This is a genomic window from Microbacterium sp. NC79, from assembly GCF_019061125.1.
Lineage (GTDB): Bacteria > Actinomycetota > Actinomycetes > Actinomycetales > Microbacteriaceae > Microbacterium.
The window spans coordinates 780,147-804,546 of sequence record NZ_JAHQYI010000001.1; the positions used below are offsets into that span (position 1 = coordinate 780,147).

At 62.6% G+C, this 24,400-nt stretch carries 17 protein-coding genes and 1 pseudogene; 12 read left to right on the forward strand and 6 right to left on the reverse strand.

The genetic code is table 11. The annotated features are described in order from the left end of the window. Positions 1-8: 8 nt before the first annotated feature. From KTJ77_RS03390 to KTJ77_RS03400, 3 genes are read right to left on the reverse strand one after another with little or no spacing between them, the layout of a single operon-like run. On the reverse strand, positions 9-980 hold the full coding sequence (locus tag KTJ77_RS03390) for a glycosyltransferase family 2 protein (protein ID WP_217337097.1): 972 nt from the start codon (positions 978-980) through the stop codon (positions 9-11). Positions 981-1,020: 40 nt separating this feature from the next. Continuing rightward, a complete protein-coding gene (locus KTJ77_RS03395) occupies positions 1,021-2,322 on the reverse strand; it encodes an O-antigen ligase (RefSeq protein ID WP_217337098.1) in 1,302 nt (433 codons plus the stop codon). After that, positions 2,319-3,755, reverse strand: coding sequence for an O-antigen ligase (locus KTJ77_RS03400; protein ID WP_217337099.1), 1,437 nt, complete (start codon positions 3,753-3,755; stop codon positions 2,319-2,321). The genes KTJ77_RS03395 and KTJ77_RS03400 overlap by 4 nt, the downstream gene beginning before the upstream one ends. 231 nt (positions 3,756-3,986) lie before the next feature. On the opposite strand from KTJ77_RS03400, the gene KTJ77_RS03405 reads away from it, so the two are divergent. The 3 genes from KTJ77_RS03405 (at position 3,987) to KTJ77_RS03415 (ending at position 8,609) form a co-directional block, all read left to right on the forward strand. Further along, positions 3,987-4,304: a WhiB family transcriptional regulator gene (locus tag KTJ77_RS03405; protein ID WP_217337100.1), complete on the forward strand. Its 318-nt coding sequence runs from the start codon at positions 3,987-3,989 to the stop codon at positions 4,302-4,304. 76 nt (positions 4,305-4,380) lie between these two features. Further along, positions 4,381-7,224 carry a glycosyltransferase gene (locus KTJ77_RS03410; protein ID WP_217337101.1) on the forward strand — a complete coding sequence of 948 codons (2,844 nt, stop codon included), beginning with the start codon at positions 4,381-4,383 and terminating at the stop codon, positions 7,222-7,224. Then, entirely contained in the window at positions 7,221-8,609 is a 1,389-nt protein-coding gene (locus KTJ77_RS03415) for a DUF5719 family protein (protein ID WP_217337102.1), read from the forward strand. The genes KTJ77_RS03410 and KTJ77_RS03415 overlap by 4 nt, the downstream gene beginning before the upstream one ends. 24 nt (positions 8,610-8,633) lie before the next feature. Here the strand turns inward: KTJ77_RS03415 and KTJ77_RS03420 are convergent, their stop codons facing one another. Beyond that, positions 8,634-9,056, reverse strand: a complete 423-nt coding sequence (locus KTJ77_RS03420) for a hypothetical protein (RefSeq protein ID WP_217337103.1) — start codon at positions 9,054-9,056, stop codon at positions 8,634-8,636. Positions 9,057-9,141: 85 nt separating this feature from the next. On the opposite strand from KTJ77_RS03420, the gene KTJ77_RS03425 reads away from it, so the two are divergent. From KTJ77_RS03425 to KTJ77_RS03435, 4 genes and pseudogenes are all read left to right on the forward strand, one after another. Beyond that, positions 9,142-9,348: a DUF3499 family protein gene (locus KTJ77_RS03425; protein WP_217337104.1), complete on the forward strand. Its 207-nt coding sequence runs from the start codon at positions 9,142-9,144 to the stop codon at positions 9,346-9,348. Positions 9,349-9,469: 121 nt separating this feature from the next. After that, positions 9,470-9,601: a hypothetical protein gene (locus tag KTJ77_RS13560; RefSeq protein ID WP_302180711.1), complete on the forward strand. Its 132-nt coding sequence runs from the start codon at positions 9,470-9,472 to the stop codon at positions 9,599-9,601. A 396-nt stretch (positions 9,602-9,997) separates the two neighbouring features. After that, a pseudogene (locus KTJ77_RS03430) lies at positions 9,998-10,432 on the forward strand (ABC transporter ATP-binding protein); the annotation flags it as partial. 74 nt (positions 10,433-10,506) lie between these two features. Further along, complete coding sequence (locus tag KTJ77_RS03435) at positions 10,507-11,361, forward strand: ABC transporter permease (RefSeq protein WP_254367352.1); 855 nt, start codon at positions 10,507-10,509, stop codon at positions 11,359-11,361. On the opposite strand, the gene KTJ77_RS03440 is transcribed toward KTJ77_RS03435, so the two are convergent. Next, a complete protein-coding gene (locus KTJ77_RS03440; RefSeq protein ID WP_217337107.1) occupies positions 11,358-12,173 on the reverse strand; it encodes an RDD family protein in 816 nt (271 codons plus the stop codon). The genes KTJ77_RS03435 and KTJ77_RS03440 overlap by 4 nt on opposite strands. Before the next feature lie 16 nt (positions 12,174-12,189). Here KTJ77_RS03440 and KTJ77_RS03445 point away from each other — a divergent pair, with 16 nt between their 5' ends. Beyond that, complete coding sequence (locus KTJ77_RS03445) at positions 12,190-13,182, forward strand: stage II sporulation protein M (protein WP_217338308.1); 993 nt, start codon at positions 12,190-12,192, stop codon at positions 13,180-13,182. 78 nt (positions 13,183-13,260) lie between these two features. Then, a complete protein-coding gene (locus KTJ77_RS03450; RefSeq protein ID WP_217337108.1) occupies positions 13,261-15,819 on the forward strand; it encodes a helix-turn-helix transcriptional regulator in 2,559 nt (852 codons plus the stop codon). A gap of 12 nt (positions 15,820-15,831) precedes the next feature. On the opposite strand, the gene KTJ77_RS03455 is transcribed toward KTJ77_RS03450, so the two are convergent. Continuing rightward, positions 15,832-17,289 (reverse strand): NAD(P)/FAD-dependent oxidoreductase, encoded by a 1,458-nt coding sequence (locus tag KTJ77_RS03455; RefSeq protein ID WP_217337109.1) that lies wholly within the window; start codon positions 17,287-17,289, stop codon positions 15,832-15,834. Positions 17,290-17,610: 321 nt separating this feature from the next. Between KTJ77_RS03455 and KTJ77_RS03460 the strand changes: the two genes are divergently transcribed. The 3 genes from KTJ77_RS03460 (at position 17,611) to KTJ77_RS03470 (ending at position 24,374) form a co-directional block, all read left to right on the forward strand. Beyond that, the gene (locus KTJ77_RS03460; RefSeq protein ID WP_217337110.1) at positions 17,611-22,341 is read left to right on the forward strand and encodes a choice-of-anchor G family protein; all 4,731 of its coding nucleotides are present in this window, start codon (positions 17,611-17,613) and stop codon (positions 22,339-22,341) included. A gap of 72 nt (positions 22,342-22,413) precedes the next feature. Next, complete coding sequence (locus KTJ77_RS03465; RefSeq protein ID WP_217337111.1) at positions 22,414-23,169, forward strand: DUF5819 family protein; 756 nt, start codon at positions 22,414-22,416, stop codon at positions 23,167-23,169. Beyond that, entirely contained in the window at positions 23,166-24,374 is a 1,209-nt protein-coding gene (locus KTJ77_RS03470; protein ID WP_367948814.1) for an HTTM domain-containing protein, read from the forward strand. Before KTJ77_RS03465 ends, KTJ77_RS03470 begins: the two co-directional genes overlap by 4 nt. The last annotated feature ends 26 nt before the right edge of the window (positions 24,375-24,400 follow it).

Sequence of the window (24,400 nt, forward strand, 5' to 3'; positions counted from 1 at the left end):
TCCTTGACTTACTTAGCGTCGGTGGTGAGCGGGGCAAGCGGCGGCATCGGCGTCCATGTGCGGTCGCGCGACAGCTTGCGACCGTCACGAATACCGCGGAACAGATTACTGGTTCCGCGCACCTTGCGCTCCACAATCGTGAGGCGGATCAGTTCTTTCGCAAACGTCAGGAACGAGCCGAAAGCAAAAGCAACGGGGCGGTATGTGCCGTGCTGCTTGTAGTAGTGGCGCATATATGCACGGTTACGCATGATGTAGTAGCGGTACGCGTCGCTCGAAGCGTTGAGATGACGCAGGCCCATGTCCCACTGTTTGATTTCGCGCGTGCGACGCAAGACGAAGTCGTCGACGATCACGGCGGTCGTCTTGAGGGACGCGAGCCAGCCGTACACCGTGTCATCCCAGTAGATGAAGAAGCGCGGGTCGGGAAGGCCGATCTGCTGCACGATGTCGCGGTGGATGAACATGCCCTCGAAGCAGCCCGAGTTCATCTCTTTGTACCCGGAGCTGTCGAAAGCTGCCGGAGCGAACGGAATCGGAATTCCCATCGACGGTGAAACGCGGTATTGCCAATAGAACTCGCTGCCGTCATAGTCATAGCGGCGACCCTGAATGCTCTTGAAGCGCGGTGCCCACTTGCCCATCTTGGCCAGACCGTCGGCGACGAGTTCAACATCGTCGTCCATCATCCAGATCCATTCGGAGCCCAGCTCATAGGCGACCCGCATGCCCTCGCTGAAGCCACCGGAACCACCGGTGTTTGTCTCCATACGCTGGTACACGAGCGTGGTTCCGAGCTTGTCGCGGTAGGTCTCGACGAGTTCTGGAGTGTCGTCAGCGGATGCGTTATCCACCACGACGACATAGCCCGGCTTCGGGTCCATCGCAATGACGGAGTCGAGAAGACGCGTCAGCAGGTGCGAGCGGTTGTACGTAACGACAACGATTGTTGCCGACGCCGGTTCGAATGCAGCAGACATGATTCCCAGGGTGTGGAGGGGGAGCGGAACGCCTTCGAGCCTACCCTGGCTGGATGGACGGACTCTGAGGGCGCGGCGCATCAAGCAGTTCTCGCCACGACTTCACTTGCCCGGCCCGCGTCGCACACAGCACGAACAGCATGAAACCGACGCTGGTGAGAACCGTGCTCTCTAACATCGAGTTTGCGAGCAGCGTGATCAGCACCAAAGGAGTCCACGCGTACAGGATCGACTTGCGCTGCGTCGCAATGAGCCAGGCGCGCGTGAGTGCGAGACCGGCGGCGAAGAGGAACAGCACGAGACCGACGATGCCGAGCTGAATCAACACATCGAAGAAGGCATTCAGCGCGCTGAGATGAATATCCTCGCCGGCACGGTCATTGATCGACCAGAACGGAAACTCGTTCGGCGCCCACGCGCCGAAGTAGCCCCATCCCTGCCAGGGCTGTAGCCGGCTGTAGTCGAGCAACGCGTTCCACAGGTCGGCACGCACGGCGATGTCGGTTCCTGCTCCCAGCCAGCGAATGATCTGGTGCCGGAAAACGAGACCGATGACGATCATGCCCACAACGAGGGCGGCCAAAGTGAGCTGCACGGCGTTACGTCGCTCGGGCTGCGTCGCGCGCACGATCGCCAGAGTTCCGGCACTGGCGGCAACGACACCGACCAAAACAATGGCCGTCGGGGAGAGGGAAAGACCGATGAGGGCGAGTGCCATGGCGATGCTCACGACCGCACGCGGCTTCTCTATCGATTGGGTGCGGAACTCGACGACGAACGTGACGAGGGCAATCACGCTGACCAGGCCCAACATGTTGCGGGTTTCAAAAATGCCCTGCACCGGCCCGCCCGCGGTGATGTTGCCCTGCACCCCGAGGAACTCGAAGGCAGAGTCGAAGAAGACGCCGCTGAGTAGCTCCACAACGATCGACAGTGCCAGCAAGACCCGCAACACGTCGCCGATCGCACGCACCGTTTGCAGCGAGTCGCGGATATGTGCGATCACGATGGCAAGAAAGGCGTAGCCGAGTGCGCCCCAGATGCCTATCCAAGTCAATCGTTGATCGGAAGACCAGGCGAACGACAAGCATGTCCACAGCAATATGAGCGCGATGCTCGATGGGATGAAGCGGATCCAGGCGAGTTCTGCGCGGCGAACGAACAGGACTGCCGCACCGATCAGGACAAGCCCGACCATGATCGTTGTCAGCGTTGCCGAGCCCACCAGATTTTCGATGAGCGGGCCACCAAAAGCGGTTGCGAACGCGGTGACGGCGTAAGCACGGGCGAACGCCGCTGAGTCGAGGATCTCGGCGAGAGAAAGGCTACGAGCGGCACTCATCGGCGTGTCGAGTGTCGGCGGGTGGGCGGGGCATCGCCCCGTTCGAGCGCGGCGGACTGCTCAGTCGTTCCGATGCCGACAACGGGAGCCGACTTAATTTTGAAGCTGAGCATGACGATAAACAGCCAGCCCCAGAGCATGAGCGGTGCGGACTCGGTAATGCCCTGCACGAGCAGGAGCGCCACCATGAGCACAGGGAAGATGCTGATCACAACGTAGGGGCGGTGTGAGTCCAAGTCCCAGCGGGGACGATCGACCGCGAAGAACCACGCGCGCCACGTCAACGCGAGCAACGTGGCAATGAAGATCGCACAGCCGATCCATCCCAGCTGATAAATCACGTCAATCCACATGCTGTGTGCCTGCATGACGATTTGCCCATGATCAACGAGGCCCGCCGAAATTGCCGGATCAAACGGGGGCCAGGGGCTTGCGTGCCCCCATCCGATGACCGGTCGCTGCGCGATGCGGTCACCGATCGCGGCCCAGATGTCGGCGCGCCCCGTGAGGTTGTCACTACGACCCAAGAGCCCGAAGACGAAATCACGGTACACAAGAACCAGCAGGGCGATGGTGGAACCAACACCTGCGAACACAAAATAGGCGAGTGAGCGCTGAGACGGCTTGGTCGTACGTCGCATCACGAGTACGCACGTGAGAACGGCGAGGACGCCGGCCGCACACATGAAGACGGTGGCGGAGCCTGCGCGGTACATCATGTACCCGGAGACGATGATCCAGGCGATCTGCCAGCTACGCCGTGGCGCGTTCGACAACGCGCGAATCGTGAACACCATGATCGCGATGAGGCACAGGACGCCAAGCAGATTCGCATTGCCAAGGATGCCCTGAATGCGGCCGCCGTCGAACAGGTTGTTACGTGACCAGTACCACTGTGGATCGACTTTGCCTTCTGGAGCCTCGACAAAGAAGGGGAAGATCGGGTGCTGAATGATCAGCGACACGAACAGCTCGAACACCAGCGACAGGCCAACGACCCACTTCAGTGCTGACGCGATCACGCGCATGAGTTCGCGCCAGCTCAACACGTGGACAAGGAACAGTGCATGCAGCGTGACCAGCAAGAGGCCGGTCACCGTGAGAGCGCTGGATGCTGGCCACGCTGACCACGTGATCGAAACCGTTGCCCACAACACAAACAGCAGGGCGGTCCAGGGCAGTCTGCGCCACGGGAACGGGTTTGTTTTGTGTTGCGCAACGAGGAGCGGAATCCACCATCCCAGTGTTCCCAGCGACATCAGGACGACGACGCCACCTGCACCCATGGTTCCGAGAAGGTGATTCCAAAATGGCAGCGCAAAAAACGTGAAGAGCACGAAGATCGCGTGAGCGCGAAGCATCAACCGGCGCGTCGATTCACGTGGGGGAGCCTGCGGTGGAGCGCCGACGGGGTGAAGCGAGGTGGTGGCCATGATCACTAAATCTATCGTTCAGGCATCAAAGTTCGGTGAGGTTGCCGCCGCGCCTCGCCCCAGTTCTGCGCAAGATGAGGTCGGTTTGAGCGCGACACGCCGTGTTTTCCGCATGAAGGTTAAAGAATTGGTTGAGGGTTTACTATCCGCGACTTGACCCACACGAATGACACGGGTGTAATTAGGTAGGGCACGGCATCCTGTGTCCGGGGGAAAAGAAAGGGAGAGCACATGACGGCCTACCGTTCAGGCGTTCCCGACAACTGGTTCGTTGACCCGGTCCACCTTGGTGTGCCGGGCGTCCGCAAACCATCCGATGATGACGATAACGCTCTTGCTTGGCAAACGGATGCGCTGTGTGCGCAGACCGACCCTGAGGCATTCTTCCCGGAGAAGGGCGGATCCACGCGTGACGCGAAGCGAATCTGCTCGACGTGCGATGTGCGCTCCGAATGCCTAGAGTACGCCCTTCAGAACGATGAGCGATTCGGCATCTGGGGCGGATTGAGCGAACGCGAACGTCGAAAGCTCAAACGCCGAGCAGTCTGAGTTTGCGGCGCTCGCTCCGGCGTGTCCGGCGCGTGCGCCGCTCTCATTCCCGATTCCTGCTTAGGCTGGCACTGTTATGCCCGCCCCCATTCACGCCGTTCTCGTTGTTCGCGCCGATGCGCGCGTCGAGACTCTCGCGCACCTCAAAGAAACCCTTGCGGCGATCGCCGCGCAGACTCACCCGGTTGATGCGCTGACGGTTGTGCTGTGTGGCACGCGTAAAGACATCACCGACGTTCTTAACGAATCGGGGGCGGAAAGCATCATTGCTGCGCCTGCCACGACAGGCTTTGCGGCTGCGATTGATCTTGCTTCCCGGCGCATTGCCGACGGGCGCGCGCTGTGGTTGCTCGCACAAGACACGGCTCCAGCACCTGACGCGCTGCAACACCTCGCCGCGCGTCTGGAGACGTCGCTGTCGGTTGCGGTGGTGGCGCCGAAGCTGGTGCGCGCTAACGAACCGACGGTTCTCCAATCGGTCGGTGTATCGATGACCGAGTACGGACGCGCCGTCGTCATTGGCATCGGTCAGATCGACCAGGGCCAGCACGATGGCACTGAAGACCTCCTCGGTGCTGATATTCGCGGCATGCTCATTCGAGCTGACGAGGTAAAAGTCCTGCTGCCGGATCCGGCCCTCGCCGGCGGTGACGAAGGCCTCGACATCGGCGTTCGAGCCCGCCTGCGCGAGCACCGCGTCGATCTCGCCCCGAACGCCGTCGTTGCTGTGCATGGTGACGGCGTCGCCGGCCTGCCCGCGCCGCGTAAAGCTCGAGACCGCCGCCGCATCCACTACGTCACTCGCGTGGCTCAGCTACACCGCAGGCTCACGTATGCGCCTGCGTGGGCGGTCGTCCTGCACATCCTGAGCTTCCCGTTCCTGGCGCTTGGTCGCACGGTCCAGCACCTCATCAACAAGCAGCCCGAGCGAGTGATCCCTGAGTGGGGCGGAACCATGGCTGCCGGGTTGCGATGGGGTGCGATTGCGCGTTCACGTCGCGCGCTTGCCGGATCCCGCGCTGGCTTCAAGCGCGTCGCCCCTCTGCGACTGACTCCGCGTCAGGTGAAGGCAGCTGAGCGGCAAGAAGCCAATGAAGATAACACCACCATCAAGAGTGATCTGCGGTTCTTCTCCGGCGGTGGCGCCTGGGTCGCATTGGGTGCGCTCGTTGTGTCCATCGTGCTGTTTCCTGCGCTTTTGGCATGGCCGACGATTGCGGGCGGAGCGCTACTACCGCTGCGCGATACCGTCGCCCGGCTGTGGGCTGACACGCAGTTTGGTTATGCGGGCGTGGGCATCGATGGCCCGGGGCCCGCGGATCCGTTCGCCGTTGTGGTTGCCGTCATCGGAAGCCTGTCACCGACCGCGCCTGGCGTGGCTTTCGTCGTGCTGTGGATTCTCGCCCTGCCGCTTGCGGTGATCGGTGGGTGGTTTGCCTCCACCCGCGTGACGGAACGCTCGGGTCTGGGTATCGTCGGCGCCCTTGCCTGGGCGCTGTCGCCTGTCTTCCTTTCCGCATTGATGACTCCTCGCCCGACGGCCGTGCTCGCTCACCTGCTTCTGCCGTGGCTGGCTTACGCACTGATGGCCGTGCACCGTTCCTGGGGAGCGGCGGGAGCCGCCTCGTTGCTGATGGCAGCGATCGCTGCATGCGCGCCGTCGCTTGGCCTCTTTCTCGCCGTTGCCAGCGTGATCGTCGCCGTGGTTTTCCTCGGTTTCGGTCGTGTGCGCGGTGCCGTGCGCCATCTATGGGTCATCGTCCCTACCCTGGTGTGGTTCGTGCCGTTGGCATGGCGCAACTGGACGAACGGTAATCCGCTTGCCACCATTGTTGATCCTGGCCCGGTATTCGGTGGGGCTCGTGCCGACAGCTCCTGGCTTGGCGCCCTGCTGACTGCGGCAGGATTCCCCGACGCCGATCCGGCCGGCTGGTCAAGCTTCCTCGAGACCTGGCATCTGTCCGCACTCGCACCCTTCGCGGCACTCCTCGTGGCACCGGTGCTCGTGCTCGCCCTCATCGCGCCTTTCCTCACGCGCTGGCGCGTCGGCTCGGCCCTCGTGCTGGTGGCTGCGGCGGCCACGGTCTCGGCGCTGATGGCGGCGCGCATCGCACTGTCGTTTGCGGACGCACAGGCAGCGGCCATCTGGCCAGGTGCGCTGCTCTCCGCAGCGTGGCTCAGCCTGATACTCGCTGCCCTCATCACACTGGACGCAGCACGCATCAAGTCGGCGGTGAGGTCGGTGATCGCGGTCGTTGCGACCCTGCTCATCGCGGTTGCTTCTGTTCCGCTCTTGACGGCTCCCGCACGTGGCGAAGCCGCACTGGAGCAGGGCCGCGACACCACACTGCCAGCATTTGTTGCCGCTGAGGCGCGGGAGAACCCCGATGTCGGAACCCTCATCCTGGTTCCGCAATCTGACGGCTCGTTCCTCACCCGTGTGGTGTGGGGCGGCACGAATGCGCTCGGCGCGCAGTCGACGCTTGTCAACACCCGCACGAGCGTGACGGCAGCCGATGAGAAGCTTGCCACGGAGGTCGCGGCGCTTGTGACCCCGGGGGCCGGAACCTCGGCAGAAGCGATTGGCGAGCTGGGTGTGCAGTACATCCTGGTTGCGCTGACGGTTGACGAGCCGACCGCCCAGGCAGCCCGTGAATCCGCGATTGCGTCGCTGAACGTGATGTCGGGGATGACGCGAGTCGGTGAGACTGGCAAGGGTGCGCTGTGGCGCTTTAACGGTGAACCCGCGCCTCGCACCGAGCTCACCGCGCACGACACCCAATATGTCAGGACCATGGCAGTTGCGAGTGGAATCGTAACGCTCATTGCCGTGCTGCTGGCGATTCCGACGCCCACATCGGTGCGCGCTTCCAGGCGTAAACCCCGCATCGTCGATGCACACGAAGCGGAGGACCTATGAGCACTCAACGACTGAGCCTTGCGCATCTCAGCGCGCGCCTGGTTGGCGGCCTCGTCATTGTGGCGGGCGCAACGTTCGGTGTTGCCGCCGCCGTGATGGTTCCGTTCGACGGCGTCGAAGCGAGCCGACCGGCGATTACCGCTCAGCCCGCAGCCGGAACAACCCTGCTCGGATGCTCTGGACCGCTGCTCGCGGTTGGCCGCGACGCTTCGAATGCGCAAGCCCTGTCCATTGCTGAGTCCTTCAGCTATGTGTCGTCGGCACCTGTCGGCATCCGTGAAGAGCTCGTGGCGGTCAGCAACGTCGAAAACGTCACGTCGACGATGTTTGTGGTCGACCCGGTTGATGGTGAAAGAGTCGCGGCTGCCGCGGCAGGCTCGACTCAGATTGCCACAGCTGACCTCACGGGCTTCGCCGCATACGCGTGCCAACCCGCCGCCATGCAATCGTGGATCGTCGGCGCCGACACCACAACCGGAACAACAGGGGTCGTCACGTTGACGAACCCCGGTGAAGTAACGGCAACCGTTGACCTCACCGTTTACGGCGTTGCTGGTCCGCAGAAGGTGCCCGGATCAACGGGTATTGTCGTCGCCGCCCAATCGACTGTTGCCGTGGACCTTGCGTCGCTTGCCGGTGACGAAATGGGGCCGGTATTGCGCGTTGACGCACATGACACCCCCATCGTCGCCAATCTGCAATCGGGCATCGTGCGCACCCTCGTGACCGGTGGCGTTGACGTGCAAAGTGCCGTTGCCTCGGCACAAATGCTGCAGGTGGTTCCCGGCATCGTCGTCGCAGACGCGGGGGACGGGGCTATGGAGTTCCAACGTGCTCGTTTGCTTTCACCGGAGACCACGACGACCGCAACAGTAACGTTCCGCGAGGTTGGCACGAGCGTCGAGGCCTACCGCACCACCATGGCGCTGGAAGGCGGTATTCCTGCGGATGTGGAGCTGCCACCGCTGCCTGCAGGCACATACGTGATGACTGTTACAGCGTTGCACCCCGTGGTTGCGGCCGCATGGTCAACCACCGGGTACGAAGGCGGCTCTGATTTTGCGTGGGCTACGGCTGCTCCGCAGCTCAGCGGCGGGGACACTCCGTTTGCCGTGGCGGACGGGGGCTCGCCCTCCTTGACGCTCGTAAACGCCGGTGAGACGACGGCTAGCGTCACTGTGGAGTCGCCCGCGGGTAATCGGGATTACGTCATGGAACCGGGAGAAACGATCGCGGTTGCCGTCCTCCCCGCAACGCATGGCACCATTACCGTTCACGACGGCCAGGTGCATGCCGCCATCAGCTACGCAGAGGACAACGCGACGGCAATGTACCCGGTGTGGCCGGCAGATGCTGCCGCAATGCCCGTCGTCGTGCGCCACTAAACGTCAGGTGCGCCCAGCGCGGGCCTAGTGGCGACGTTCAGGGGCGAGCTCCCACGGTTCCTTGCCAAGGTACTCTGCGGCGGCATAGATAACGGCGGATTCCACGATCATCCGACCGTGCCACTCATCGTCACGGTGCCAACGGTCGAGCCGCTCGAGCGGAACGCGGAACAGAACGATGCGCTTTTCATCTGCCAGCACTGACCAACGCGGCATTTCGCGCTTCGCGTCGAACGGGATGGTTCCGACTTCAAAGCGTACGTCTCGGAGCGCCTCGTGCGCTGAGCGCAGGTATTCACTCGTGGTAGCCACGATCACGTCGAAACGGTCGATGCGGCTTTCCAGTTGGGGCAGTGGCGGGCGCGTGAGCTGCGAGCGGCCAGCGCGACCATGGCGACCGTGACGTGACCGCGTGGGCGCGGGCGTTGAGTCGGCATCACCTGTCATGGCACCATCTTACGCGTCACGTTTTGCGGAACGCCGCAGCACTGGCCTCGGACGCGGATGAGCCTTCGCTAATGTGGGACTAATCATGCAGACCAGGTTGTGTTCCAAGGTGGGGTGTTCCCGCGAGGCAATCGCCACGCTGACGTACGACTATGCCGATCAAATGGCGGCAGTCGGTCCACTCGGACCCGCCGGAAACCCACACGCACATGACCTTTGCCTGCAACACTACGAGCGTCTGTCGGTTCCGCGCGGCTGGATGATCGTGCGCCACGAGACACTGCAGTCATAGCGAGCGCGGGGTCAGGGGGTTTCCCCCACACGTCCCTGAATCTGCGCGTCAACGCTACGCCCGGTGGCCCCGAGCCCTAGCGTCGAGACAGGTATCACGGTGGTACCGGAGGAGGCGCGACATGGTGGTCTGGCGACGCGTCATTTTTCCCACGTTGATGTTGTTGATTGGCGTCATCGCTGTCGCACTCACCAAATTTGCGTTCTTTCTGATCGCGAGCAACCCGTCAGCGTGGCACAGTCGGCGATTGTAGAACCGGTCGTGACCGTGGAAACAGGCGAAATCATCAACACGATGGCGTTGGCAGCGACGGTTATGCAAGACGCACCCGTCTCGATCCTGTCTTCAGACAACGTTGAGATTCGCGCGGTGCATGCGAGCACCGGGGCATGGGTCGAAGCAGGTCAGGTACTTCTGACCGTGCGCACTGCCGATCCGGTCCGCACTTTCGACATCACGGCGCCGGAACGAGGAACGCTGGGGGAGTTCGTCTACTTCACGGGAATGAGCCTTACCGCGGGTGCCAAGGTCGCTGACCTCACACCGCATCGCTTCCACGTCTCGGCACCGATCGCCGCGACCTCCCTCTACCGTCTCGTAAACGCTCCAGCCGACGGCAGCCTCGCTATCCCCGATGGTCCTGCTCCATTTGCCTGGCCGCACAGCGCGGGAGAATGTCTGTGTTCCGCTGTCGTATGCAACGGGAAAACCGTTCTGGAACCGCCGCGCGATTGCGGCAGACATGCTGGAGCGTGTGGGGCTCGGACACCGTATTGATCAGAGTGTTGATCGGCTCTCAGGCGGCGAACAGCAACGCGTTGCCATTGCCCGCGCATTGGTGCGCAGACCCGCGTTGATCCTTGCCGACGAACCAACAGGCGCCCTTGATATTGACACCGGTGCTGAGGTGATGAGCCTCCTCGACGAGATCGCAACCGAAACGGAGGCAGCGCTCTTAACGATCACCCACGATCTCCATGTCGCCGCCCGTGCACGCACCCACTACCGGCTCGATCATGGTGTGCTGTCGCCCGTTGACCTCACCGCCGCGTTCGCGGCCCCGACGCTGGGAGCACAAGCATGAGTTTCTCGATCGCGCCGATTATTGGCGGGACTACCGATGCATGGGGTGAGCTACGGACACACAAACGTCGAGTCATGCTCAGTCTCATCGGTATCACCATCTCCGCCGTTTTTCGTGACGACTTGGTGACAGGGCGCACGTTCCGGGAGGGCGATGCCGAGCTTCTCGCGCCACCCATCATGGTCTCGGAATTCCTCTGGACACAACTCGGGTCTCCCACCGTTGACACGCATCCGGTGGTCGAGTTGGGTGGGGACCTCGCTGGCACTTACCAGCTCGTGGGGGTTCTGAAGGCAGAGTGGGAAGGCTCAAGGGATCCGATCGTGCGCATGCTGTGGGACTTCTACCGGGAGCGCGCCGAACTTCCAGAGGGCACAACGCTCACCCGCTATGTCTGGGTCAACGAGGACTCGGTTGATGAGATTGGCCCACTTCTCGCCGCCGATCTGCGACAGGGGCTCCCCGCGGACACCACGCTGTCTGCGTATCGCAGCGACTGGATGGCGTATGGGCCGAACCCGGGCGCCTTCATCGCGCAGCTCGTCGTCGGGGGTGTTGCCGCCATGGTGTTGTTGCTCGCGGCTCTCGGCCTTGTCAATGTGCAACTCGTCGCGATGCGGCAGCGCGTGCGCGAGATCGGCGTGCGGCGTGCGTTCGGCGCCAGCCAGGCCCGATTGTTTACGACGGTTCTGCTCGAATCCCTGGTCGCAACGACGGTGGCGGGGGTGCTGGGGGTTGCGATTGTGGTTGCCGCGCTTCGTGCCGGTGTGGTCGGCCTCGTCATGCCCGGCGTGCAAGATCTCCCGCCGGTTCCGTATCTCGCTGCATTCATCGGGCTCGGCGCGTCCGTGCTGATCGGGGCGCTCGCCGGACTTGTGCCCGCTACGGTCGCCGTGCGCGTCAAAGTGATCGACGCGATTCGGTTCTAGCGAGGTTGTGTGCCTGCCAGAAGCCGAGCCGAGCGTGAGCTGCGAGTTTCGAGGGCGCGAAACTCACGATCGCGACGCACGACCATGATGCCGGTCACCGCGACCACCGGATCTCCGGGTGGAATCGGGTGCACATAGTCCCATGCCTGAGCCAGTAGCTCCGATGCGAGACGGTTGCGTGACGCCGGATTCATCACCGATGCTTCGTGGCAGAACTGCCACAGTTTTCGGGAGAGCTGATCAGGCATTCGAGAAACATCGGCAACCAGAGCCCATTCGCTAAGTTGCGGCGGCAAGACGATGTGGGAGGTCGGAACCTGGGGGGTGCGCACGCGCTCACAGTAGGTTCCCGCGGTGAGATCTCCGAGCCGTTGCGCGCGCGGCGTGAAGATGCCGACGAGCAGAGCCATGGTTCCGAACGTCATCAGAATCTCGACGACACCCACCAACGCACGCAGAAAAGCGTGCCGGAAGCCGATGGTTCCGCCATCCGCGCGCACGATGCGGCCGCCCATGATGAGTTTGCCGAGGCTACGGCCATGGGTGAGCGTTTCTACTGCGGTGGGGATGGCGACGGCGATCAGCACGATCGCCACAATCATCGCGATGCGCCACGTCTGATCATCGAGGACACCATTGTTGGCAAGCCATTGCAGCAGGAGCGCGATAGCAATGCCCTCGGCCACCATGACGAGCACGTCAATGCCAGCACCGACAGCCCGAGCGACAAACCCGAGCGGCTGCACGTCAAGCGCAACGGCTTCACCGGTGAGGACTTCGTCCTGCATGGTTGCGGTGCTCACAGTTGGCATGAGTACAGTAAATCAAATGGATCTGGATGCGTTGCGTGCGGCTCGAGCGGGGGAGTGGAACCGCCTTGAGGAGTTGGCGCGCACGAAGCGGCTGAGCGGCGCGGAAGTGGACGAGCTCGTTTCGCGCTATCGGGCCGCATCCGCTGACCTCGCTGATGCGAAGACCAGCGCGGGGCGCACCCTGCTGAGCGACTACCTGTCCACGCTGTTGAACAACACCCGCGCTCGCCTAACCGGCGCTCCGGACAATGTGATGCGCCAGATTCCCAGATTCTTCACGCTGCAACTGCCCGCGGCGCTTTATCGCTTGCGGTGGACCACGCTCGCGGTCGCGTGTGCCTTTATTGCCATTGCGGCGCTCGTCGCCTTTTGGATCTCTTCTGATCCTGCGCTGATCGCCGCGATGGGCGACCACGATGCCCTGAAGGCGTACGCGGAGAACGACTTCACCGAGTATTACAACCCGGCAGCCTCGTTCGCCGGCATGGTGTGGACAAATAACGCCTGGATTTCCGCGCAGGTTATCGCTCTCGGTATCACGGGCATTTATCCCGTCGCCGCGCTCATGCAAAACGCCGTCGGGCTTGGCCAATCGGCTGCCGTGTTGATGGAGTTTGATAGGGGCGACGTATTTCTGCTGCACATCCTGCCGCACGGGCTCCTGGAGCTCACCTGCATTTTCGTGGCTGTTGCTGCCGGGCTGCATATCTTCTGGGCATGGGTGGTTCCGGGGCCCATGACTCGGCTGGAATCGTTAGCGAAGGCCGGGCGTTCCCTCGCAACGGTTGTCGTCGGTCTTATCCTCGGCTTGGCACTCTCGGGCCTTGTCGAAGGTTTCGTCACTGGTCAACAATCCTGGCCATGGCCAGTGAAGATCGGTATCGGCGCCGTGGCACTCGGGGTCTTCCTTTTCTACATGCTGTGGTTCGGGCGCCGTGCCACACTCGCGGGTGAAGACGGCGATCTCACCGAGCATGAACGCGGTAGCACACAACTGGTTGTGGGGTAATTCAGCGGGCCGTGAATAATCCGCTAAAGTCGAAATTGCGACAAGCATCCCCCCGTGCGATTCGACACATTGTGAGCCATGGCATCCACAACACATCCTGATCTCGGGATCGCGACCCGATCAGTTCAGCGGACATCTTTTGGTGTCGACAGCGGCCTCGATAGCGACGTCCCCTTGTCATTTGGGCGATCGCAAGAGGTCGAAGAAATCGTCGCGTTGCTCTGCGGCGGCAACGACGTTGTCGTTGAGGCGGAAGACGGGTTGGGGCGCACAAACCTCGCAGTATCCGTCGAGTACGCTCTGGCCGCCCAGAACTGGCGCGTGACGGATGCCACGGGCTGGCCCCTCGTGAGCAACGAGCGTAGACCCGTGCTGGTCACGATCGATCTCGAGCGCGCAGATACATCACAAGCCGCAATCCTCGATGCGGCTCCGGCTAACCCTGCCGTCCGGTTTTTGATGACGCGTCAGCCCTCGCACCCGTTCGAAGAAGGGACGCCGTTCGAGCACGTGGCGCGGGTGCGCCGCTCTCACGTCGTGCGCCTCATGCCATTGACCCAGCCCGATGTTGACGCGCTGATTGATGAGCAGTGCTCACGCACAAGGATGAGAACGGAACCAGGGCGCATCGAGCGACTCTGGGTGTACGCGAATAGTGGTGGGTATCCAGAGCTCGCAACAGCCATCCTGCATGACTGCGATGACGCTCCTGAGGAGGCGGGAAGCCTTTCCCGCTTCTCGCGGCCTTCGATCGTCGCCGCGTCGAAGATCATCGGTGGCCTTCCCACGTCGTTGCAAGAATTGGCAGGCGCGCTGTTACCCCTCGTCGGTGTGAAGATAGCGCGCATCGCTCAGGCTTTTGATCGAGTAGAACTCGCGCTGCTGGTGCAGGCGCACATTGTGTCTGACGCCGGCGGATCCTTGATGATTCCTGCGCCCATTCAGTCGGCTCTGAGGTTGCGTAACGGAACCGATGACCGCCGCGCGCAAACTCGCGATGTTCTCGCCGATATTTGTGCCGCACATGTTGTTGAGGCGCCGTGCTCGGAGGCGGAGATCTTTGCTGCCTGCGCGGCCCTTGGCACTGATAAGAAACTGCGCTCACTTGTTCCGCTCGACTCTCAGCGTGCCATTTTGGCGACGGCCATGATGCTGGCTCGTAACCGTGGCGACTATGTGCAGGCCGCCGCGATTGCCCGCCGCATCATGACGGTCTTTCCTGGGTCGTACCCAGTCACGGTGAAAGCTGTTGCGCGAAGCGCGGCCGATCCGTTCGAGGCGCTTGCTAATCGTCTCGCGAGTAGGCGCGACCCTCAGCCTCCTGTTCCGTGGTGGCCATGGGCATTGAGCCTGCAGCTTCCCTATTTCCACGTCACTGACGGTGCCATCGAGCTCATTGACCTTGTCGCGACGCTGGTGCCAGCGGAGCAGAAGCACCGTTTCGACGCACTGTCGGAAGTGCTGGTGGCCGCCAACAGCCTCGACCAGGGCCTTGGCGAACAAGCGCGGGCACAGGCTCAGAAAGTGTTGCAACGTTCTGACGCGGATGCGGCCGTGCGCGTACGCGCCCTGCTCATCATCGGCGCCGTGTGTGCGACCCGCTTGGACCACGCCGGCTTGCGTGACGTTGAAGCGACGCTATTCAAAATGGTAGGTGAGGCTCGCCGAGGAGCAGATATCGATAGCGACCTCGATGCGCGCGCCACGATTGAGGGCATATTTGGGCTGTCGGTGTGCTTTGCCGCAGCGGGCCTGCGCAGCGATCAACGGGTTGTTCGCGCTATCGAAACGTTGGTCGTCGACACCCTCCAGCGCGGCGAGACGACGTCGTTCGGGCCGCTCGTGATGGCGTATCTTCTGGACCGTGCGGTTGCCAACGATACGGAAAGCGTCGTCAGCTCGGTGCGGGTTCTCAAAAAAGCCAAGAGCACCGTGCTGCTTGATTGGCTCGCGTCCGTCAGCGACGGTGAGCGCGCTACCGCGACGCCTGAGCATCTCACCGGGTCTCGCTTTGTTCGTTACGCGATCCAGATTGTGAACCTGTCGCTCAACTCCTTTGCCCATGGAGTCGACGCTTTCGCTGTCGCCGTTGACGAGGTTCCGGGAGCCGAGACCGCTTACCGTGCCCTCGCACGGCAATTCGCGGCCGTGTCATCTGGCGGCCCGGAAAATGCCGCCACCGGAGAGCTTCCCGTGGCTGCCGATGATCTTGAGGTGGGGTCGTTGCCATGGGCCCTAGCGGTGACGTTGGACGGGATCGTTACCCACGACATGCAACGAGTCGTGGCTGGCACCGAAATCTTGCTGGAGCTTGGTGGTGCGGAACATGTCGAACGAGTGCTGCAGTGCACCGAGCAGTACGACACCACGATCGAAACAGGGGAGCAGTTGCGCGCGTTGCAGGTGCAAGCGTCGACGTGGCAAGCCGAAGAATGCGGAGATGTCGTCCTGACGAGGCGTGAGCGTCAGGTGGCCATTCTTGCGGCACAGGGCGTGAGTAACCGTGAGATCGCCCGACAACTGTTCCTTTCTGTGCGCACCGTGGAGTCGCACATGTACCGTGCGATGCGCAAGCTCGCCGTGACGCGTGAGGGCCTCAATCTCGCGAGACTCCTGCGCATGCCGGAAGGCGCGTAGTACAGCCCGAAATCAGGAACCGCTCACGCTGAGATTGGGAGCAGGGAGCCCGTACTCATTGCGCAGGGCGTGTTGTGCGGCGTACCAGCCAGGCAGACCATGTACGCCGGGTCCTGGAGGCGTGGCGGATGAAGCCACGTAGATGCCGGGGGTGGGTGTTTGCCACGGCTTCGGACTCAGGACCGGTCGAGCGATGAGCTGACGCAGATCCACGGCGCCCGCATTGATATCGCCGCCGATGTAGTTCGCGTTGTATTGCCCCATCTCCTGCGCGGTTGTGACGTGGCTGGCAATGACGCGGTCGCGAAAGCCCGGGGCGAAACGTTCGATCTGTTGCGTGATGTCGTTGGTGACGTCGCGCGTTGACCCGTGCGGAACGTGAGCATACGTCCACACGGCGTTTGTGCCTGCGGGATTCCGTGCCGCATCAAACACGGTTGGTTGCGCGAGGAGCACGTATGGGCGTGCCGCATGGCGGCCTCGTTGTACAGCGTTCTCGGCGTCAGCGATGTCGGCACGCGATCCGGCGACGTGGACCGTCGGCGTTTGCGCGACGCGCGCATCGCGCCACGGAATGGGGCCGTCCAACACGAAATCAACCTTCGCGGCAGCGGCGCCATATCGGAAGGCGTTGAGTTTGCGGCGGTAGGAATCGGGGAGAGCGGAACCAGCAATGCGTGCGAGTGCGCGCGGTGACGTGGCAAAGATGGTGCTGCCGAAGCCCGCCAACTCGCTCATGCTGGTGATCTCGCGGCCCGTCTCAATGGTTCCGCCGTGCGCCTTCAAATCTGCCGCCATCGCCGCAGTGATGGCTTGTGATCCGCCCAGAGGTACCGGCCAACCCTGCGCGTGGCCGTAAAGCGAGAGCATGACGCCGATCGCTGCCGCCGAGAGGCTGGGGGAGTGGCCGATGCTGTGTGCCGCGACCCCAGCGAGCAGGGCCGGTGCTGCGTCCTCGCGGAAGCGGATGCGCCCCGCCAAGATTCCGAGTTCGGCAACCCGGAGCCCCACCAATACGCCGGCTGGTGTCGGGAAGCGCAGCATGGATCCGCCGAGCGCAAAGTTGGTTGCACCGTCGAGGTGGGTGAGGAGGGGCTGGAGTAAGCGACGGTAAGCCGGGCCATCTGGTCCGAGTTCGGACACCATGGCGTTGATATCTCGGTGAGCAAGGACCGCTTGACGGCCATCGAGCGGGTGCGCGTACGACACCTCAGGAACGTGAAAATCGACGCGCTTTTCCAGTTCGAACTGTTGGAAGAATGGCGACGCGAACGCCATAGGATGGATGGCGGAACAGATGTCGTGCACAACGTTCGGTAGCGTCGTTGACTGCGTCCTGGTTCCGCCGCCAATCGTGTCGGCGGCTTCGAAAACGGTGACATCTACTCCGGCCCGTGCCAGCGTGATTGCGGCGGCGAGGCCATTTGGCCCTGATCCGATGACGGCGGCGGGCTTGGTTCCACGTCGCATACGTGCGGTTCTCCTTACGTGCGCAGGGGAGCGCTCCAGCTATATCGTTGCGGGTTCAGCGTGGCGAAGCGGCCGACTCAGTAGTCGCTGCCGCCATTGCAGTATCTCCCACTCATAGTGCGGTACTGCACCGCAGCGTTTGCGGTGCGGCCAGGCTCCTGCCTGAACGGTGTTCATTGTTACGTTGCGAGCAGGCATGTCCGGATCATGCCGTTTTCGTTGTTCCAGGAGCCCATCGACGGGCCTGGGCGGCGAAGAAAATCCTGGTAAAAGGAGAAATCAGTGCACCAACCACAAAAGCGGCGCAGACGGTGGGGGAAGGTGACGACGCCTCTTTTGGCGACTCTCGTCACCGGCGCCGTCATTGCAGTACCCATGACCAATGCAGTAGCGGCGCCGGCAACCGATGCGAACAACCTCTCAGCGGCACAGGCGCAGGTGATTCGATCCACCATTTTTGAGCCTGACCTGCTGGCGTTGGGCTACAGCTACTCCGGTCTGCCGCACAATTCGGGGCAAGACGTTGGAAACATCGATCTTGGCATTCTGAGCGAACAGACTATTGAGCTCGGCGGACTTCCGATTCCGCTGATCGGTGACGAGAACACCGCGGGGCTGATTGACCTGGGCTCTCTCGGATTACTGCCCAGCTACAGTCATGCGCAGACCGGCACGCTATCCAAGGCTGCAGCAGGTGCTGTCAATAGTGATGGCTCAATTGCGATCACTGGTGCTGAAGGTATCGGCACCGATCCCGCGCGAGTTGATCTGACTCTGCTCTTCGATCAGCTTGGCATTGACGGTCTCACGGACCAAATTCTTTCGGATGCTGAACTTCGCATTGGCGTCTTGGCGTCCGCCGTACAGGAGAACGCAGGGACAGTTACAAGCGACTACAAGATTGCGGGCGCCGAGATTGACCTGCAAAGCCCCGCAGTCGACGCACTCGTTGATGGTCTCGGAGCTACGGTTCAAACTGCCGCAAACGGTCTCAACGCGATCACCGGTCCCACGGGGGCGCTGACTGAGCTGGTTGGTGAAGTCAGCCGGCTCGTTCGAGGGCTCACCCTCGGCGCGGTAGACATTGAGCCGACGGTAGCGATTGTCGGCCTCGAAACGGTTGGCCAAACGGTCGTCACGAATCTCCTGAGTCAGCCGCTCACGAACACGGATGGCACTGTCACAATCGATTTGTCGACGGGGGTCATCAGGGTCGACGTCGCGAAGATTGTTTCAGGAGTGAACGGTCTGAACGGTCTCGCCGCAAACACCGATGTCATTGGTTCTGCTTTCCTCGATGCGGTGTTGTTGGGCGTGACCGAAGCAATTTCGGGGCTAACGAACAAGGTAGTCAGCACCACTATCAGCGTGATCAACACTCTGGGCGTCAACATTAAGCTGGACGTCAGCGCGCTGGCTAACGCCATTAGTGGTACCGTGCAGATTACGGGGACCATCGGACAGTTCACTGGTACAACGGCGCCGCTGCCGACAGTCGACGTTAACCTCGCCCTCCTGGGAATCCCGTTGGCTCCTAACGTGCTGAGCGCGTTGCTCAGTGGCATTACGGGCTTCATTTCGGCGACAACGGGTCCGGCGATTCTGGGTGTACTGGGAACAATCTCGACAGCCCTGACTCCTGCGGTCGAAACGTTGATCGTGCCCGTGGTGGATACTCTGAGCCCGCTATTGCAAGCGGTCTCTGCCCTCGTGCAGTTGCGAGTAAACGACCAGCCCACTGAAGCACCAACAAACGGTGTTGCAGATCTTGCGGGAGACGCCCACACCGTGCGCGCGCTGAGCTTGACATTGCTTCCAGGCATCGTCACACAAGACGGAATTCTGAGCGTCTCGCTGGCGAACTCTACCGTTCGTGCACTCGACGAGGAGCCAGAAAGCAACCTGAATGCTTCGGCTTCGGCTGCAGCATCGGCTCAGGCGGACAGCCAAGCGAATGCTGCGGCAGAAGCCGCGGCAGTAGCGGCAGCTATGGCCGACAACACCACTGCCGCTGACGCGGCAGCGACGTCCAATGCCAATGCAGCGGCCGCATCCGCGGCAACAGCAGATGCAACGTCTGCGGCCTCGGCGGATGCGACCGCGGATGCTACGGCAAACGCTGCCGCGACCGCATCGGCCCAGGTTGCCGCTGATGCCACGGCGGTCAGTAGCTCGGCAGCTAACGCTTCGGCGGCGGCGGACGCTGACGCCGCATCGGCAGCGTCGATTGCGGCAAATGCTGATTCCTCGAACAATGCGTCGGTCGATGCAGCTGCGGATTCGGACGCGAACGCGAATGCTTCGGCTTCGGCGGCAGCTTCGGCGCAGGCTGACAGCGAGGCGAACGCGGCGGTTGAAGGAGCGGCTATTGCGGCGGCTTTGGCTGACGCAACTTCGACGGCGTCGGCTGCCGCGACCGCGAACGCGAATGCGGCCGCGGAGGCTGCTGCTTCCGTGGATGCATCGTCAACGGCTTCGGCTGATGCGACGACGGTAGCGAATGCTGAGGCTTCGGCTGCTGCGGTTGCTGCTTCGAACGCGGATGCTTCTTCGACGGCGAATGCAGCTGCTTCGGCAGATGGTTCGGCTGACTCGTCGGGTGCGATTGCGGCTCAGGCGGCGTCGACGGCTGACTCGTCGAACGATGCGTCGGCACAGGCAGCGTCGAACGCGAATGCGTCTGCGTCTGCGTCTGCGTCCGCGCAGGCTGACAGTGAGGCTAACGCTGCAGTGCAGGGAGCGGCGATCGCTGCGGCGCTTGCTGATGCGACGGCTCAAGCTTCGGCCGCTGCGACGGCGAATGCCGATGCGGCTGCGGAGTCTGCTGCGTTCGCGACTGCGTCGGCGGATGCATCGGTTGACGCGACGAGCGCGGCGAATGCTGAGGCTGCTGTCGCTGCTCAGGCTTCTGCGAATGCTGATGCGTCGAGCACGACTGCGGCTGACGCGTCGGCTTCTGGTTCGGCTGACTCGTCGGGTGCGATTGCGGCTGAGGCGGCGTCGACGGCTGACTCGTCGAACGATGCGTCGGCACAGGCAGCGTCGAACGCGAATGCGTCGGCGTCTGCGTCCGCATCGGCGCAGGCTGACAGTGAGGCGAACGCTGCGGCGACTGCTGCTGCTGTTGCTGCTGCGAATGCTGATGCGAGCACGACCGCTTCGGCTGCGTCTACGGCTGATGCGACGTCTGCTGCTTCGGCTGCGGCGAATGCTGACGCTTCGACGGCGGCTTCGGCTGATGTGACGGTTGACGCGAATGCGGCGGCTTCGGGTGCGGCGGAGGCTTCGGCTAACGCTGACAACTCGTCCAGCGTGAATGCTGATGCTTCGGCTGCGACAGCTGCTGATGCGACTGCTGCTGCCGCGGCTCAGGCCGCGTCGACGGCTGACTCGTCGAACGATGCTTCGGCTACGGCTGCTGCCACCGCGGATGCGGATGCGGATGCGGCGTCTGCTGCGGATGCTGATCTGAATGCGTCGGCGTCTGCTGCGGCTTCGGCTCAGACGGATAGTGATGCGAATGCGGCAGTGGAGGGTGCGGCGATTGCTGCGGCTCTCGCTGACGCGACGTCGGATGCGTCTGCTGCGGCTGATGTGACGGCTGCTGCCGCGGCTGAGGCTGCGGCGACGGCTAACGCGTCTGTGGATGCTTCGGCATCGGCTGATGTTGATGCGAATGCGGCGGCTTCGGCTGCGGCGACGTCGACGACGGCATCAGATGCGACGGCTACTGCGGATGCTTCTGCTGCGACGGATGCTGACGCGACCGCGTCAGCTGCCGCGGCGGTTGCGGCGAACGCGGACTCGTCTAACGACGCTTCGGCTACTGCCACCGCGGATGCGGATGCGACGTCTGCTGCGGATGCTGATGTGAATGCGAACGCTGCTGCTTCGGCTGCGGCGTCGGCGCAGGCTGACAGTGAGGCGAACGCTGCGGCGACTGCTGCTGCTGTTGCTGCTGCGAATGCTGATGCGAGCACGACCGCTTCGGCTGCGTCTACGGCTGATGCGACGTCTGCTGCTTCGGCTGCGGCGAATGCTGACGCTTCGACGGCGGCTTCGGCTGATGTGACGGTTGACGCGAATGCGGCTGCTTCGGCTGCGGCGGAAGCTTCGGCTAACGCTGACAACTCGTCCAGCGTGAATGCTGATGCTTCGGCTGCGACAGCTGCTGATGCGACTGCTGCTGCCGCGGCTCAGGCCGCGTCGACGGCTGACTCGTCAAACGACGCTTCGGCTACGGCTGCTGCTACCGCGGATGCGGATGCGACGTCTGCTGCGGATGCTGATGTGAATGCGAACGCTGCGGCTTCGGCTGCGGCGTCGGCTCAGGCTGACAGTGAGGCGAATGCTGAGGCGACTGCTGCTGCTGTTGCTGCTGCGAATGCTGATGCGAGCACGACCGCTTCGGCTGCGTCTACGGCTGATGCGACGTCTGCTGCTTCGGTTGCGGCGAACGCTGACGCTTCGACGACGGCTTCGGCTGACGTGACCGTTGACGCGAATGCTTCGGCTTCGGCCGCGGCAACGGCGGCCTCGAACGCTGACGCCACCGCTGACGCGAACTCTGCGGCTTCGGCGACTGCTGAGGCAAACGCCGCTTCGGCCGCTTCGGTTGCGGCGAACGCAGATGCATCGAGCAATGCTTCGGCAACGGCCGCTGCAGATGCTGACTCTGCTGCTGCGTCTGAGGCTACGTCTCAGACGTCGTCTGACGCGACCGCAGAGGCGAGCGCAGAGGCGTCCGCTGAGGCTACGGCTGAGGCGTCCGCGGAGGCCACGGCCACGGCCACGGCAACTGCTGATGCAAACGCGTCTGCTCAGGCATCGGCTACCGCATCCGCTTCGGCGAATGCTGCAGCCAACGTCAACGCGGCTGCCACGGCAAGCGCGAACAACAACGCCAACGGATCGAGTGCAGCAGATGCTCTGCCGCCGACTGGTTCCGAGGCGCCGTATGGGCTACTGTCGGCCGCAGGAATCCTCCTGTTGATCGGCGCAGCGCTCGGTATTTTTGCAATCCGTCGTCGCAACCTCGTCGACGCGCAATAGTATCGAAATGACCCGCGGGCGGATAGTGCGATGCGCTATCCGCCCGCACCCATGAGCCAGGAGATCCGATTAATGGCAGAGAAGAAAGCGCGACCACCGGCGTTGCGTGTCCTCCTCGTACTCGCAAGCGCATTCACCGCGTGGCACGTCTTCGCGTCCTTTCTCTGGATCGCACCCTATTCGCCGTTGCGCGAAGTGGTTCCGACCGGGGCCCTGCACAGCTACATGATCCCGATGTTTGGGCAATCCTGGAGCGTGTTCGCACCCGAGCCGATTAACGGCTCCTATGGCCTCAACGTGCGCGCTGTCGAAAAAGACGAAAGCGGAGAAGAGACCGTTACCGACTGGGTGAGCGCGACTGACGTCGAGCTCTCGATGATCCAGTACAACCTCTTCCCGCCGCGTGCAGGCATTCAGGCAGCGCAGCTCGCGAGCGAGTTCAAGGGTAGCTTCGACGGTCTCACCGATGACCACCGGGTCATCGCTGGCCTTAACTACTTCGAAGCGGACTGGGAAGCGCGCATGGAAGAGAAGATGGCCTCGTACGGCTCCGAAAAGGTCGTGACGACCTACATGCAGGACGAGCACATGATGACGGCTTACGCGACTCAGGTTGCACTCGCAATGTGGGGTGACGATGTGGTGCGCATTCAGTACCAGGTCACGCGCCAGAACGTCATCCCGTTCGCTTCTCGCAACGATCCCGCAGCGGTTCCGCCCGCCATGAAGTTTGTGGAAACCGGTTGGCGAGGACTTATCTTTAACCCCGGCCAATCGAACGAGAATTTCTCTGACGTCTTCCGAGCACAGTGGGAGAAGATTTCGTGACGAAGTCCGCCGTTAAGAAGCCCAAGTTCAACCTCTCGGTGTTCTTCCGTTCATTGGGTGGAGCTATTGCCTCCGGAACCAATGACCTACTGACAGCAGCGGGGCACGGAATCCAGAACACGTGGGCGTTCGTCGAAAGCTGGCTGCTTGATTCGAAGAAAGCCCGCTATGGCCTTGCCATCACCCGCATCCTGCTCGGTGTCTCAGCGATTGGCCTGCTGCTATCCAACTTCAGCACCCGCCTGTACTCCTTCGGTAGCGGTTCGCTGTGGAACGGGGAAGGGCTCGAAGCAAAGAGCGACTTCCCGAAGATCTGGATCTTCAGCTCGTTCCACGAGGCGATGAGCAATGACCTCGTCTACACCCTGCTGTACCTGTTGTTGCTCGCACTTGCTGTGGCCTTCACGCTGGGCTGGCGCACACGTATCGTGCACCCCGCACTGTTCATCCTCTGGGTGAGTTTCATCGAGGCCAACGACATGCTCGGTGACCAGGGTGACAACATGTACCGCATCGCGTTGTTCTGGATGCTGTTCGCAGATCCGGCAGGTCGTCTCTCCCTCGACGCGCGCCGCAAGCGCCGCAAGGGTGAGGTCGAAGACCCGCAGAAGCCGTGGACGCAGGCGGCAACCCTGCTCCACAACCTGGTTCTTGTCATCCTCACCGCACAGGTATCGTTCGTTTACGTATCGGGTGCGCTGTACAAGGCGGGCGGTGACCCGTGGTCTGGTGGATACGCGGTGTACAACCCGCTCATGACAGACCGCTTCGGCACGTGGCCCTGGCTCAGCGAGGTCGTAACGACATGGGGCCCCGCTGTCACAATCGCGGCGTGGGGCTCGATCTTGCTGCAGCTGTCGTTCCCGTTCCTGCTCCTCACCCGACCGACGCGCATTATTGGCCTGGTAGGAATCCTCGGCTTCCACATCGCGATCGCGGTGCTTATGGGGCTGCCGTGGTTCTCCCTCGCGATGATCGCGATTGACGCGATCTTTATCCGTGACCGCACCTGGCGCGCCATGACTGTGGGCTTCTTGGAGAGGTTCCGGTCATCGCAAGCCCGCATTACTGGCGAGGCGCCGCCGGGCGACGCGGCAGCGGCTGACGCTGACGCAGATGCAGACGCAGAAGCGGAGGCGGAACAAGACACCGCCCCGGCAGAAGCGGCTGGGTACCGTCGACGGTCGGCGCGAGTTTCGTCCTGACAAAAGCGAATGCCCCACGCACGACA